The sequence below is a fragment of the Flavobacterium johnsoniae genome (genome assembly GCF_001879205.1).
Classification (GTDB): Bacteria; Bacteroidota; Bacteroidia; order Flavobacteriales; family Flavobacteriaceae; genus Flavobacterium; species Flavobacterium johnsoniae_A.
The window spans coordinates 42,091-57,030 of the sequence record NZ_MLFK01000008.1 but is presented as its reverse complement, the minus strand read 5'-3'; the positions used below and the strand labels follow the sequence as shown (position 1 = coordinate 57,030).

The following is a 14,940-nucleotide window of genomic DNA, read 5'->3' as shown; positions in this document are numbered from 1 at the left end:
ATAGTAAAAACAAAGACAAAATGACATTAAAATCGTAATTTTTTTGATTTTTAACCGTCAAAAAGTCATAAAACAAGCCAAATATGAGTTTTTTTAATTCAATCTTCGGAAATTCAGAGAACTCAGATTCTCCTAAAAGTAAAGTTAATTGGACAGAATTAACTGATATTCATCAATTAATGGAAATTGAAGCAATATCAAACGAAAAGCCTGTTGTAATATTTAAACACAGCACAAGATGCAGCATCAGCCGTATGGCGCTGAAACAGTTTGAAAGAGATTATGATCTGGAAAATGTAGTCGATGCCTATTTTTTGGATTTGATTGCCCATCGAGATGTTTCAAATGAAATTGCAAGCAGATTTGGTGTTTACCACGAATCTCCTCAATTGATTTTAATTAAAAACGGAAAAGCGATTTATAATGTTTCGCACAGCGATATTGATGCCGAAGCATTAAAAAGTAAAGTTTCGCAATTCTAAAAGAAAGCAGATGGATGTTCAAACAGCTTACCAAAAAACAATAATCTTTTCCACTATAAAGCATTTAGAAAGCAATCAGACTATTACCGATTCTAACCTTCCATACGTGATTCATTTGAGTAATGTGGCAATGGAAATTTTAATTGCGTCGAACAATACAGCCCATTTTGACTTACTTTATGCCACTCAGGTAGCATTATTGCACGATACTTTAGAAGATACTAATACGACATTTGAAGAACTGGAACGTGAATTTGGATTTGAAGTTGCCGAAGGGGTTTCTGCTCTGACCAAAAATGACAATTTACCAAAAGAAGAAAAGATGCTGGATAGTCTCAACAGAATTTCAAAACAGAGAAAAGAAGTCTGGGCGATTAAATTAGCTGATCGGATTACAAATCTTCAAAAGCCTCCCAAAAGCTGGGACAATCTTAAGAGAATAAAATATAGAGAAGAAGCTGAAATTATCTTAGAGAAATTAAAAGGAGGAAATGAATATTTAGAAAATCGTTTACGAACAAAAATAGAAGAATATGAACAATATCTTGATTAATATTCTTCGTTTATGAAATAAAAAAAACGCTGCAACGAACTTGCAGCGTTTCATTTTTATTGCTGTTTAAAAATTCCCGCTAGATCCTCCGCCGCTAAATCCTCCTCCTCCAAAATCCATTGGCGAATCCGTTTTTACTTCTGGTTTCATACCCAAAGCCGAAGCAACAATTAAAGTCTCTGCATTTAAAATTGCATTTGAATTATTGATTCTGCCCGGTTTAAAAGTCAATCCGCTTTCTTTATTTTTTAATTTTTGAATAGAGAAAAAAGCAATTCCAAACATAACTAATCCGCCAAGCGTTAAAGCCACTTCAATTGGTAAAACAGAATAATAAAATCGGATTGTGAAAATAGTAAAAGCGATTGCAGCAAAACTAATCCATAACAAAATTCTGTCTTTTGTTTTTAAGGCCTGAACCAAATACAAAACCGGCACGACAAACGTAAAAGCATAAAAGAAATAAGCAAACGGAATGTCTTGTCCCGGCTGCACATCGATTCCTAAAAGTTCTGAAGAAAGTTCCCTTACCACCAAATAATTACAAGAAAGATAAAATAAAACCAAACAAAAACTCTTGGCTAATAAAAGTCCGCTGTAATAGTAAACCTCTCTTAAATTTTTAATTTTGTTTTTAGTAAAGAAATAAAATCCTGCCGAAACTAACATCACGACAAAAGGTAAGATTGTTTTGCCAATATCACCAATTTCATACATTCCAAAAAACAAAACCGCAGAGCATGCAAGGCAAAAAACAAGCATCGAAAGTAGATGCAGGTATCTTTTATAAGTTAAAAAAGAAGCAATGGCAACAAAAACAGCAGGAGTTAATCCAGTTTCAAAATCTTCTGTAAGTATGATAACTGCTCCGCCAACATTTAAAAGTATCCCCAAAATAAAAGCATCATCCAGGCCGTGTCTGTAATATTTGTTGGCCGATAAAATTTCAGCACCCGCAATACCAACACCGGCAAAAAGAAAACAGCAAATTTTAAAAAAAGATTCTGCCCCTGATAGTGCAATTAAAGAGATAAAACTGCAAATCGACGAGTATAAAAATGATCCCAGCAAAAAGAATCCCAAACGAACTAAAATGTTATTTTGAATTTTAAAAGATGGTAATTGATTTCTAATTATTTTCTTTTGCTCTTTACTGATAAATCCTCCATTTTCAAGGGAATCTGCTTCTTCGGTTAAAAACAAATTATTTAGTAAATTTTTGTCATGTATTATCATTCGGCTATTTCTTTATTGAAGTTCTTAATCAGTTTAATAAATAATACTATCGAGCCAATGAAGTAAGCTGGTAATATCATGATAAACAACACCCATATATCCCCAAAATCAACATTTTGGAAAACTTTAAATATAAAAATATTAATCCCAATATAAGCGTAAACAATCATAAAAACATAAAGCGAAATTGCTTTAAACTGATGACTTATTTTATAAAAATAAACAGAGGAACCTGCTAAAAATAAAGTAAAAAGTAGCCAGGTAAGTTCATCACTCACCATATTACTTATTGAGGCAATGCTTATTATGTGCAGTGCAAATGTTAGATAAACTAAAGCAAAATGTGTTTTTAAATTGATTTTGAAACTATAAATTCTCCATACAATGAGTAAAACGCCTAAGGCAATCGCCGAATAACTAAGACTTTGATTGTCATAAAAATTATTATTACTATTGAAAACATCCTGCGGTGTTACCGAAAGTCCAATGTAAGCCGCCAAGCCTGTTACGGCAATGGTTAAAACACTTTTATTATCAAAATAATAAGCACAAACAAAGCTTACAATGGTTGGAACCAAAGTTGCCAAACCATAATGTGTTCCAAAGGCTTCATATTGAACTTGAAGATATCCTATAAAAATACAAGTGAGGACATTTGCCGTTAAAACTATGTATTCCAGAAAATGACTTTCTGTTGTGGTTTCTGTTTTCTGAAAACCTTTAGAATTTTTAAAACAGTAATAAAAACAGCCGCAAATAAGAATAAACAAAATAGCCAAAAGCGCAATATGCCCAATACTATCAATATTATCGTAAATAAGAATTCCAATTCCGGAAGTAAATAGTAAAACTGAAATAGAAAGCAGCAGTTTTAGCTCTGTATTTAAGGAGAAAATATTCAGACTTCGATACTCTTTAATTTCCTGAAACTGATTTTCGCTTATTAAATTTTTCTCATAAAGACCCTGAGCTGCCTGTTCTTCAAATTGCGTCATATTTTTATTTTAAAAATGATCAATTCTCAAATTTAGAGAATTAGGTCGGATTTTCTTAAAGTATAAATACTTATTTTAAGAAATAAAAAAACCGATTTGCAAAAATTACAAACCGGCTTTTAAATTTTTTAGATAAAAGGCTTTAGAAAGCAGCTTTCATTTTATCTTTAATGGCATCCAGGCATAAATTATTGATACTGCCTTCGTGCGTGTGTTTTGTTTGTTTTGGAGATTTGTAAGTTCCCGCTTCCAATTGTTCGGCAACTGCTTTGTAAGCATCTCTAAATGGCATTCCTTCTACCACCATTTCGTTTAAAGTATCAACCGTAAACAAATAATCGTATTTTTTATCTTTTAGAATATTGTCTTTTACGGTAATATCTTTTACAGAGAAAATCGCAATATCTAAACAAGCTTTTAAATTTTGAAGCGCCGGAAACAAACCTTCTTTTAAAAGCTGTAAATCTCTGTGATAACCACTTGGTAAATTATTTGTAATTAAAGTGATTTCGTACGGAAGCGCCTGAATCTTATTGCATTTTCCTCTGATTAATTCGAAAACATCCGGATTTTTTTTGTGAGGCATAATGCTTGAACCAGTTGTAAGATGTGCCGGAAGACTAATAAAATCAAAATTCTGGCTCATATACAAACAAACATCCATTGCAAATTTTGATAATGTTGCAGCAACACTGCTCATGGCAAAAGCTACTGTTTTCTCAGCTTTTCCGCGGCTCATTTGAGCAGCAACGGCATTGTATTTCAAGGTTTCAAAACCCAATTCCTGTGTTGTAAATGTTCTGTTGATTGGAAATGAGCTTCCGTAACCTGCAGCAGATCCTAACGGATTTTGATCCACGATTTTTGAAGCTGCGTTTAACATCGTTACATCATCGATTAAACTTTCTGCGTAAGCAGAAAACCACATTCCGAATGAGGATGGCATGGCGATTTGCAAATGCGTATAACCTGGTAATAAAACGTTTTGATGTTTCTCTGCCGATTCCATCAACAAATCAAACAATGTTTTTACCTGTTCTTTTATAGCTTTTAATTCATCTTTTAAATACAAATGAACGTCAACTAAAACCTGATCGTTACGAGAACGTGCCGTGTGGATTTTCTTTCCGGCATCGCCTAGTTTTACCGTTAAAAGATACTCGATTTTAGAATGTACATCTTCGAAACTGTCTTCGATTTCGAAATTTCCAACTACGATATCCGCAATGATTTCGTTTAATGCATCAACTAAAGAAGTTGTTTCTTCCTGCGTTAATAAACCAATCTGTTCCAACATTTTGGCGTGCGCAATAGAACCTAAAGCATCGTATTTTGCTAAAACTAAATCCAGTTCACGATCGTTTCCTACAGTGAAATGTTCAATTTGTTTATCTGTTGGTATTCCTTTTTCCCAAAGTTTCATAACTTAGATTTTTAGACTTCTTAGATTTTAGACTTCTTAGATTGTTGCCTAATTTAGATCTAATGTCATTGTTTATACTGATGGTGTTTCTAGCCCCGATAGCAGTGGAAATCCTTTTATTTTTTTCTTTAAAAAATAAAAGATTGGAACGGATAGCGGGATTAGCTCCTAAAAAATATTATAATTTAAAGAAATCGGTTAGTATCTTGATATACAAATCGATTCCTTCTTCGATTTCGTTGATGAAAATAAATTCATCTGCTGAATGCGAACGTAACGTTTCTCCTGGCCCTAATTTAAGCGACTGACAGCTTAAAACCGATTGATCTGATAGCGTAGGCGATCCATAAGTTGTTCTTCCTAAAGCAATTCCAGCCTGAACTAAACCATGCGCAACCGGAATTGATGAAGCATTTAAATGCATGGATCTTGGTGTTACTTCGGCGTTTACGTTTGCTTTTACTACTTCTAAAATTTCAGCATTTGTATAACGGTCTGTTACACGAATATCGACAACTAAATCACATTCTGACGGCACGACATTATGCTGTTTTCCGGCACTGATTTGCGTTACAGTCATTTTTACAGGACCTAAAACGTCTGAGATTTTGTCGAATTTATAGTTTTTAAACCATTCCATTACCGGAATTGATTTATAAATTGAATTATCATCATTTTGATGTGCGGCGTGACTTGCGGTTCCTTTTACTTTTACGTCAAGAACTAACAAACCTTTCTCAGCAACTGCTAATTGCATTAAAGTAGGTTCTCCCACAATCGCGCAATCTAGTTCCGGTAAATGTTTTAGAACACTGTTTAAACCGTTTTTTCCGCTGCTTTCTTCTTCGGCGGAAGCCACAATTACAATGTTATGCGAAAGATTCTGATTTTCGTAAAAGTGCACAAACGTGGCCAATAACGAAACCAGGCATCCTCCGGCATCATTACTTCCTAAACCAAATAATTTTCCGTCTTTTTCAATGGCTTTAAACGGATCGTTTGTATAAGCCTGATTGGGTCTTACAGTATCGTGATGTGAATTTAGTAAAAGTGTTGGTTTATTTTCGTCAAAATACTTGTTGAAAGCCCACACATTATTGTTTTCTCTTTTAAAAGGAATCTCGTTTTGATTGAACCAATTTTCGATTAAAAGGGCCGTTTGATCTTCTTCGCTTGAAAATGAAGGGGTTTCGATAAGGCTTTTTAATAAACTAATTGCTTCCTGGGTAAGCGTTGCAATATTTTTCATAGTTTTATTTTCTTTGCCGCGAAGGCACGAAGTCACAAAGTTTTTTAATTAAAGCTGTGACATTTTTGATTGGCGCAAATTTCTAAAATTAAATTCTAAAAGCACTGCACAGCTCCGTTTTTTTGCCACTACTTGCACTAATTTTCACAAATTATCTTTTTGTGACAGATTTAAAATCAAAATAAACTTTTTCATGTACGTCTAAAATTATTTTCTCTTTTAACTGAAAATTCAGAGTCAATTCGTGGCAGCATTTTTTACAATGTAATCGTTGTATGCAGAACTTCCGGATTTTGAAGCATTTTGTGATGCCCAATTTTGATTTTCTGAACGCCTCTTGATAAACTATTGAAACAATTATCCAGTTTTGGAATCATTCCGGAATGGATTACTTTTTCTTCTTTCAGTTTGTTGTATAATGCTTCGTTGATTTCGGTAATTACAGACGAATCGTCTTCTGAATCTTGCAAAACACCTTGTTTTTCAAAACAATATGTCAGTGTCACATCAAAAACTTCTGATAATGCAATTGATAATTCGCTTGCAATTGTATCCGCATTTGTGTTTAACAATTGTCCGTTTTTGTCGTGTGTAATGGCACAGAAAACAGGAACAATTCCAGTTTCAAGTAATGTCGCAAGCAATTTTGTATTTACCTGTTTTACATCGCCTACAAATCCGTAATCAATTGTTGGATGGTTTCTTTTTGTTGACTAAATTAAATTTCCGTCAGCCCCAGAAAAACCTATGGCGTTATTGTCTTTGGCCTGCAATTGTGCCACAATGTGTTTATTGATTTGTCCGGCGTAAATCATTACCACAACATCAAGCATTGGAGCATCTGTAATTCGGCGTCCGTCAATCATTTGGGGTACTAAACCAATACTCTGCGCCATTTTTGTAGCCGATTTTCCACCGCCATGAACTAATACTTTATGTCCTTCAATTTTAGAAAAATCAGTTAAGAATTGTTCTAATTCTACTGGGCTGTCGATGATGTTTCCACCGATTTTTATTACTGATACGTTCATTATCTTTAAGGTTCAAAGGGACAAAGGTTCAGAGGAACAAAGTTTTTTCTCAAGGCTGTAAAACCTTTGAACCTTTGTCGCTTTGCACCTTTGGACCTAATTTATAATTTCTTAAGAATTTTTTGTAAAACTAATTGTGCCGAATACGTTCTGTTATTCGCCTGTTCGATTACGATTGAATTTTCGCCGTCTAAAACTTCGTCGCTTACAATTACGTTACGACGAACAGGAAGACAGTGCATGAATTTTCCGTTGTTGGTTAAAGCCATTTTTTCGGCTGTAACGGTCCAGTTTGGATCGCTATTGGTTACTTTTCCGTAATCGTTGAAATTGCTCCAGTTTTTAACGTAAACAAAATCAGCGTTTTCAAATGCTTTGTTTTGATTGTATTCGATTTTGCAGTCTTTTGTAATTTCCGGACTTAGCTCGTAACCTTCCGGATGTGTGATAACAAAATCCATGTCTTTTTGCATCTGCATCATTTCTACGAATGAGTTTGCTACTGCCTGCGGCAACGCTTTTGGATGCGGCGCCCACGAAAGCACAACTTTTGGTTTGTGTTTTGTTTTGTGTTCTTCCATTGTAATAGCATCTGCCAAAGACTGCAATGGATGGCGAACCGCACTTTCCATATTTACGATTGGCACTGTAGCGTATTTCAAGAATCCTGAGATTACAGTTTCCTGATAATCTTTTTCTTTGTCAACCAAACCTGCAAAGGCGCGGATTGCGATAATATCACAGTATTGAGAAACGACTTCGGCAGCTTCTTTAATATGTTCTGACGCCCCGGAATTCATAACCGCTCCATCTTCAAACTCTAATGTCCATCCTTCGTTGGTAAAATTCATTACCATAACGTTCATTCCTAAGTTTAATGCCGCTTTTTGAGTACTCAAACGCGTTCTTAAACTCGGATTGAAGAATAACATTCCTAAGGTTTTGTTTTTACCTAATTTTTTATTTTTAAGCGGGTCTTTTTTGATTTTGATCGCGCTTTTTACCCATTTTGACAACGAGTCGATATCTTGTATTGAAATATAGTTCATGTCTTTTTGTTTAATCGGTTAATCGTTAAATTGTTTAATCGTTTTGCTGCTTAAACAAATCCAACTTTATCCATTTTTGTTTTTTAATTTTCTTCTTTAATCGATTAACCGAATTAACGATTAAACAATTAAACCTTTTTAAACGATTCTGGTAAAAGGAATTTCATCCTTTAAAGCCTTTAAGATAAAATTATCATTCAGTCCGTTTACGATCCAGGTTTCAATATTGGCTGCTTTTGCTATTCCGGCTGCTTCTATTTTAGACTGCATTCCTCCTGTTCCGTGTGATGATTTTGATTCGCCAATTTCTTTTTCCAGCGTTTTCAAATCATTTACCAATTTTATCGTTTCCGGAATTTCATCATGAATTGAATTTTTGGTGTAAATTCCGTTTGTATTGGTGGCAATTATCAGAATATCAACATTTAAAAGAACCGCCGTTAAAGCCGCCAATTTATCATTATCTCCAAACCGAATCTCATCTGTGGCAACTGTATCGTTTTCATTAATAATCGGAATGTAATTGTTTTTAACTAATACATTAATTGTATTTACAATATTCTTTTTGGTCTGCTCTTTTTCAAAATCAGAATAAGAAAGTAAACACTGCGAAGTATTTAATCCTAAATCCTTAAAATTTTCATTGTAAATCCGCATTAAATGAGGCTGTCCGATAGAAGCTAAAGCCTGCTTTACAAAAACATCTTTATCCTGATTATCCAGCTTTACAAACTGCTTTGCCGCCGCAATCGCTCCAGAACTTACTATGATAAATTCGTACTCGTCGGTTAGAGCCGCAATCTGTACTCCGAGGTCTTCAATCTTTCCCCGCGAAATATGATTGGTTTCCTTGGTTAAAGTATTACTCCCTATTTTTAATAAAATCCTCTTTTTTCCCATTGTTATAGTTTTGACTGCGATGATTTTTACCGCAAAGTCCGCAAGGTTTTTTTTATTTTGTTTGTCTGTATAAACGCTAAGTTCGCAAAGCTAAATCTTTATATAAATTCCAAATTTTAAAAATTCAAATCAAATAATCCGAAATGAAAAATCGCTAATCATCAATCTAAAATTTGAACTCTAAAATCATCTTATTTGTCCTTCTCCGTAAACGTACCATTTGTTGGTTACAAGATGCTGTAAACCGATTGGTCCTCTTTGGTGAAGTTTATCAGTGCTTATCGCTAATTCTCCCCCTAAACCAAATTGTCCTCCGTCTGTAAAACGGCTTGAAGCATTTTGATAAACAGCAGCAGCATCAACTGCATCCATAAATTCTTTTGCCGCTTTGTCGTCTCTGGTAATAATTACTGCCGAATGTCCTCCGCAGTATTTATTAATTTTATCAATTGCATTTTCCTCAGAATCAATGGTTCCGATTACTATTTTATAATCCAGAAATTCTTCGTACCAAATATCTTCGTTCTGAAGTGTCTCTGTATCTTCAAAATTTTCAAGAGATTTATCAACGATAACTTCTACATTTGATTCTTTTAAAGTTTCTATTAAAATGGCTGTAAAACCTTCAAAATTAGGAAGCTTAGAATCTATTAAAACTTTATCAACCGCATTACAAGCTGATATTTTGGCTGTTTTGGCATTCAAAATTACTTTTAAAGCCAAATCGGTATCAGCATCTTTATGAACGTAAACAAAATTATTACCGCGTCCGCTTACAATTACCGGGCAAGTAGCGTGTGCTTTTACAAATTCAATTAATTTTTCTCCGCCTCTTGGAACAATTAAATCTACTTTTTGAGTTGGTTTTTCTAAGAAAGCCTGAGTTTCTGCTCTATTATAATTCAGATATTCAACCCAGTCTTTAGAAACTTTATTTTCTTCTAATGCTTGATGCCAAAGACTTACGATCTTCAAATTTGATTTTAAAGATTCCTTCCCGCCTTTTAATAAAATCTTATTTCCTGATTTAAAGGCGATTCCGCCGGCTTCGATTGTAACGTCCGGACGAGATTCGTAAATAATTAAAATCGTTCCGAAAGCTGCCGTTTTATTAATGACTTTGATTCCATTATCATGAGTAAAATGAAAACGCTCCACTCCAACGGGATCTTCCTGAGATGCCAGTTGATTTAGGGATAAAATCATCTCATCGACTTTTTTATCATCGACTTTCAAGCGTTCTTCCATCGCTAAATCAGAACCGTCGTAATCAGCAAGATCTTCCTGATTGGTCAAAATAATCTGACTCCGCTCCTGTTCGACCAGCTTTGCCATGGTCCGCAAAACCAGATTGCGTTTTTCAATTGATAATGGATTCATTTTTTTTGGTTTAATTGGTCAATTCGTGTAATCGTTAATTCGTGTAATCGTTAATTTGTATAATCAATTAAACAATTAAACGAATTAACGATTAAAGATTATAGTTCTTCTAAACTCTCTTTTAAAGCTTTTACAAACGTATCAATATCCGCTTTTTTCACAGTCAACGGCGGTAAAATTCTTAATAGATTTTTATTGTTCGCACTTCCTGTAAAAATGTGTTTTTCGATAATTAATTTCTTTCTTAAAGCAGCAACATCAAAATCAAACTCAACGCCAAGCATTAAGCCTTTTCCTTTTACTTGTTTGATTCCTTCAACTTCTTTAATTTTTTCTAAGAAATATTCATAAACTTCATTTACATTCTTCTGTAGATCCAATTTTTCAATTACATCTAAAACTGCGATTCCTGCTGCGCAAGATAAATGGCTTCCGCCGAAAGTAGTTCCCAACAATCCGAAACTTGCTTCAAATTTTGGAGAAATTAAAATGGCTCCAACCGGAAAACCGTTCCCCATTCCTTTTGCAACTGAAATAATATCAGCATTGATTCCGTGATGCTGGAAAGCGAAGAATTTCCCGCTTCTTCCGTATCCTGATTGTACTTCATCTAAAATCAAAACAACATCATGTTTTTTACATGCTTTTTCTAAAGCTTGGAAAAATTCTGTTGTTCCTTGGTCTAAACCTCCCACTCCTTGAATTCCTTCGATAATTACTGCTGTAACATCACCTTTTGCTAGTTCAGCTTCAACCAATTCGATTTGATTTAAAGGTAAAAATGTAACAACTTGCTGTGCATTAATTGGCGCAACAATTTTTTTATTATCGGTAACCGCAACTGCCGCAGAAGTTCTTCCGTGAAACGAATTATCAAAAGCTACTACTCTTGATTTTCCATTATGGAAAGAAGCTAATTTTAAAGCATTTTCATTAGCCTCAGCTCCAGAACTGCATAAAAACAATTCATAATCTTCAAGCCCCGAAAGTTTTCCTAATTTCTGTGCCAATTCTACCTGCAAAGGATTCTGAATCGCATTTGAATAAAATCCTAAATGATCTAATTGATTTTTCAATTTAGCCACATAATCTGGCTGTGTATGTCCGATGGAGATAACTCCATGTCCGCTGTATAAATCTAAGTATTCTACTCCTTTGTCGTCTATAATTGTGCAGTCAACTGCTTTTACTGGAGTAATATCGTATAATGGGTAAACGTTGAATAAGTTCATCTTTTTTTAGTTTTTGTTTGATTGTTAATGGTTGTTGGTTTAAGTTCGATATCTATAAACTATAAACCAACAACTATCAACTAAATTTAAAATCCGCTTGGTTTCAAATGTAAACCGGTGGTTTCTTCTAATCCGAACATTAAATTCATGTTTTGAATTGCTTGTCCTGAAGCACCTTTGGTTAAATTATCTATAATTGATGTTATGAGAACCCGGTTTCCTTTTTTCAATAAACTGATGATACATTTATTCGTTTGCACCACTTGTTTCATGTTGATGTTGGTTGTGGTAACGGTTACGAAAGGTTCGTTTTTGTAGAAATCCTCGTATTTGGCAACCAATTGCTCCAAACTATCATCACATAATGTATATAAAGTTGCAAAAATTCCTCTTGGAAAATCCCCTCTATTAGGAATAAAAAGCAATTCGCTTTCAAAATCGTCCTGCAATTGTACCAGACTTTCTGTGATTTCTCCTAAATGCTGGTGTTCAAAAGCTTTATAATGAGAAAAGTTGTTGTTTCTCCAGCTGAAATGAGAAGTTTCTGAAAGACTTACTCCCGCTCCTGTAGAACCAGTTGTTGCGTTAATATGAACATCATTATTCAGCAAATTGTGTTTTGCTAAAGGCAGTAAAGCCAATTGAATAGCCGTTGCAAAACAACCTGGGTTTGCAATATAATTTGCTTTTTTAATTGCAGCTTTATTTATTTCAGGTAATCCATAAACAAAATCTTTTCCCTCAAAATGAGCGTCTTTGTTCAATCTGAAATCATTTCCTAAATCAATGATTTTGGTATGGCTTGCAAATTGATTTTCTTTCAAAAATGAAATTGATTTTCCGTGGCCTAAACACAAGAAAACAACATTCACATTTGGATTTATTTCATCCGTGAAATTCATTTCAATATCACCCATCAAATCGTGGTGCGCCACAGAAAGCGGTTTCCCAGCATTTGTAGTACTGTAAACAAAATCGATGTTTACTTTAGGATGATACATTAAAATTCTGATGAGTTCTCCGGCCGTGTAGCCCGAACCACCAATTATTCCGACATTAATCATGATCTAATTGATTTACAGATGAAAATATGTTTTGTGCATTTCCAAGAATTTTAATAAATCCTTTTGCATCATCAGATGTCCATGCATTGTTCATTTCTCCATATTGACCAAAACCTGTGTTCATTAAATCGTTTTTAGATTCGATTCCGTCAAGTGAGAAATGGTAAGGTTTTAATGAAACAGTAACCGTTCCGTTTACTGTTTTTTGTGTATCTTGTAAAAACGTTTCGATGTTACGCATTACAGGATCTAAAAACTGACCTTCATGAAACAACATTCCGTACCAGTTTCCTAATTGTTCTTTCCAGTATTGCTGCCATTTTCCTAGAGTGTGTTTCTCTAATAAATGATGCGCTTTAATGATGATTAACGGTGCAGCGGCTTCAAAACCAACTCTTCCTTTAATTCCGATAATAGTATCTCCAACGTGAATATCCCTGCCAATTGCATAAGCATTTGCCAGTTTTTCAAGAGCCACAATATTATTTGATGGTTTGTCTGTTTTACCATTTATTCCCACTAATTCTCCCTGCTCAAAATGAAGTGTAACTTTTTCTTCGCCTTCTTTTTGTAATTGCGAAGGATAAGCTTCACTTGGCAACGGCTGACCTGATGTTAAGGTTTCTTTTCCTCCAACACTTGTTCCCCAAAGTCCTTTATTGATAGAATATTGTGCTTTTTCCCAAGAATAATGAACTCCGTTTTTAGACAAATAATCAACTTCTTCTTGTCTTGAAAGTTTTAAATCTCTAATTGGAGTAATAATTTCGATTTCCGGAGCGATGGTTTGGAAAATTAAGTCAAAACGAATTTGGTCATTTCCTGCACCTGTACTTCCGTGTGCGATGGCGCTTGCTCCCACTTTTTTAGCATATTTTATAGCTTCAATTGCCTGAAAAACACGCTCTGCACTTACTGATAACGGATAGGTATTGTTTTTCAATACATTTCCGAAAATCAAATATTTTATAGCTTTATCATAATATTTGTCTACGATTGTAAGGTTTGCGTGCTGTGCACTTCCTAATTCGTAAGCTCTTTTTTCTATAGCTGTTAATTCTTCTGCAGAAAATCCTCCTGTATCTACAAGAACAGTGTGAACTTCGTATCCTTTTTCATTTTTTAAATATTTCAAACAATACGAGGTATCTAATCCTCCGCTATAAGCTAATACTACTTTTTTCATTTTTTATAATTTTGGCTAATACTTTCGTATTTAGCAGTTTGAGATTTTTTCTAATTTAGTTTAGGTTAAAAAAACAGACAATAATTTATTTAAAAATAAAGCTTGTTTAATTTTTTTAAGTCTGCTCAAAACAGCCTCATTAAAAGGATGTCTTGGCGGTGTTTTTTGTTTTTCTTTTGGATCGTACAACATTCCGGTGCAAAGGCACATTTTGTTTTCTTTGCTTTGCAGAATTTGGTAATTGGTACAAGTTTTACAGCCTGCCCAAAAGCTTGGATCTGTTGTTAATTCTGAAAATGGTACTGGTTTGTAGCCTAATTCAGAATTGATTTTCATAACCGCTAAACCTGTTGTGATTCCAAATATTTTAGCATCCGGGAATCTTTTCAAAGAATAATCAAAAACCTTTGATTTTATTTTTTTCGCCAAACCTAAACTTCTGTAGTCAGGATGTACAATTAAACCAGAATGCGCCACGAATTTTCCGTGCTGCCAGCTTTCGATATAACAAAAACCTGCAAATTTTCCATCTGCCAGAGCAATCATCGCATCACCATTCGACATTTTTTTCTGAATATACTCAGGTGTTCTTTTAGCAATCCCCGTACCTCTTAACAAGGCCGATGATTCTATCGTATCGCAGATTTCCTGTGCGAATTTGAAGTGTTCTTCCTGAGTAACAACAATAGAGATCTTCATTTCAATAATTGAAGTTAGAGTTAAAAATTAAAGCATATTGTTTGGTTTGAAATCCAGAATTGAATCCAATAAAATTAAGCAAAACAGAAGTAACATTCTCAAAATCAAAACATTGATTAAGAAAATTTACAAAATAATAAATACTTTTAGGATATGTTTGTCCAATGGACAAATTATGTGATTTCAAAATGAAAAATGGATATGAATAAATATACGGCTATAAAACTCAGTGGATACTATAGAGATAGTGTCCGTACTTCGGGAGAAGTAATCGGTGAGTTTGTCCGTGACAAAGAAGTTATATGTAAACTTATTTTATTCATCGCTGCAAATGTACACTATTTTTTATTCTACAAAACAAAAAAATAAAATTCTAACATTTTTTTAATGTAAAGTTATTTTTTTTAAGGTGCTGAGGAGCTAAGTTACTGAGGTACTAAGGGCTGAGTTTTTATACAGCT

General features: G+C 34.1%; 13 protein-coding genes and 1 pseudogene. 2 read left to right on the top strand and 12 right to left on the bottom strand.

Features of this window, described 5'->3' with window-relative positions; genetic code table 11:
* The first annotated feature begins 83 nt into the window (after nt 1-83).
* Both ytxJ and BKM63_RS15185 read left to right on the top strand, forming a co-directional pair.
* Nucleotides 84-482: a bacillithiol system redox-active protein YtxJ gene (ytxJ, locus tag BKM63_RS15190; protein ID WP_071637436.1), complete on the top strand. Its 399-nt coding sequence runs from the start codon at nt 84-86 to the stop codon at nt 480-482.
* A 10-nt stretch (nt 483-492) separates the two neighbouring features.
* Nucleotides 493-1,035 carry an HD domain-containing protein gene (locus BKM63_RS15185; protein WP_071637435.1) on the top strand — a complete coding sequence of 181 codons (543 nt, stop codon included), beginning with the start codon at nt 493-495 and terminating at the stop codon, nt 1,033-1,035.
* 66 nt (nt 1,036-1,101) lie between these two features.
* Here the strand turns inward: BKM63_RS15185 and BKM63_RS15180 are convergent, their stop codons facing one another.
* The 12 genes and pseudogenes from BKM63_RS15180 to BKM63_RS15125 all read right to left on the bottom strand — a co-directional run bounded on the left by BKM63_RS15180 (nt 1,102) and on the right by BKM63_RS15125 (nt 14,479).
* Nucleotides 1,102-2,271, bottom strand: a complete 1,170-nt coding sequence (locus BKM63_RS15180; RefSeq protein WP_071637434.1) for a hypothetical protein — start codon at nt 2,269-2,271, stop codon at nt 1,102-1,104.
* Nucleotides 2,268-3,266, bottom strand: coding sequence for a DUF2157 domain-containing protein (locus tag BKM63_RS15175; RefSeq protein ID WP_071637433.1), 999 nt, complete (start codon nt 3,264-3,266; stop codon nt 2,268-2,270). The genes BKM63_RS15180 and BKM63_RS15175 overlap by 4 nt, the downstream gene beginning before the upstream one ends.
* 142 nt (nt 3,267-3,408) lie before the next feature.
* Nucleotides 3,409-4,689 (bottom strand): argininosuccinate lyase, encoded by a 1,281-nt coding sequence (argH, locus tag BKM63_RS15170; RefSeq protein ID WP_071637432.1) that lies wholly within the window; start codon nt 4,687-4,689, stop codon nt 3,409-3,411.
* A 178-nt stretch (nt 4,690-4,867) separates the two neighbouring features.
* Nucleotides 4,868-5,938, bottom strand: coding sequence for a M20 family metallo-hydrolase (locus BKM63_RS15165; protein WP_071637431.1), 1,071 nt, complete (start codon nt 5,936-5,938; stop codon nt 4,868-4,870).
* Nucleotides 5,939-6,195: 257 nt separating this feature from the next.
* Nucleotides 6,196-6,969, bottom strand: a pseudogene (argB, locus tag BKM63_RS15160) (acetylglutamate kinase).
* A 101-nt stretch (nt 6,970-7,070) separates the two neighbouring features.
* Nucleotides 7,071-8,018, bottom strand: a complete 948-nt coding sequence (locus BKM63_RS15155; protein WP_071637430.1) for an N-acetylornithine carbamoyltransferase — start codon at nt 8,016-8,018, stop codon at nt 7,071-7,073.
* A 138-nt stretch (nt 8,019-8,156) separates the two neighbouring features.
* Entirely contained in the window at nt 8,157-8,918 is a 762-nt protein-coding gene (gene proB, locus BKM63_RS15150; protein WP_071637429.1) for a glutamate 5-kinase, read from the bottom strand.
* Nucleotides 8,919-9,104: 186 nt separating this feature from the next.
* On the bottom strand, nt 9,105-10,298 hold the full coding sequence (locus tag BKM63_RS15145) for a glutamate-5-semialdehyde dehydrogenase (protein WP_071637428.1): 1,194 nt from the start codon (nt 10,296-10,298) through the stop codon (nt 9,105-9,107).
* A 98-nt stretch (nt 10,299-10,396) separates the two neighbouring features.
* Nucleotides 10,397-11,530 carry an aspartate aminotransferase family protein gene (locus tag BKM63_RS15140; RefSeq protein ID WP_071637427.1) on the bottom strand — a complete coding sequence of 378 codons (1,134 nt, stop codon included), beginning with the start codon at nt 11,528-11,530 and terminating at the stop codon, nt 10,397-10,399.
* Between the two features lie 86 nt (nt 11,531-11,616).
* The gene (gene argC / locus BKM63_RS15135; RefSeq protein WP_071637426.1) at nt 11,617-12,594 is read right to left on the bottom strand and encodes an N-acetyl-gamma-glutamyl-phosphate reductase; all 978 of its coding nucleotides are present in this window, start codon (nt 12,592-12,594) and stop codon (nt 11,617-11,619) included.
* On the bottom strand, nt 12,587-13,780 hold the full coding sequence (locus BKM63_RS15130; RefSeq protein ID WP_071637425.1) for an argininosuccinate synthase: 1,194 nt from the start codon (nt 13,778-13,780) through the stop codon (nt 12,587-12,589). Before BKM63_RS15130 ends, argC begins: the two co-directional genes overlap by 8 nt.
* A 60-nt stretch (nt 13,781-13,840) precedes the next feature.
* Nucleotides 13,841-14,479 (bottom strand): GNAT family N-acetyltransferase, encoded by a 639-nt coding sequence (locus BKM63_RS15125; protein ID WP_071637424.1) that lies wholly within the window; start codon nt 14,477-14,479, stop codon nt 13,841-13,843.
* Nucleotides 14,480-14,940: the final 461 nt, after the last annotated feature.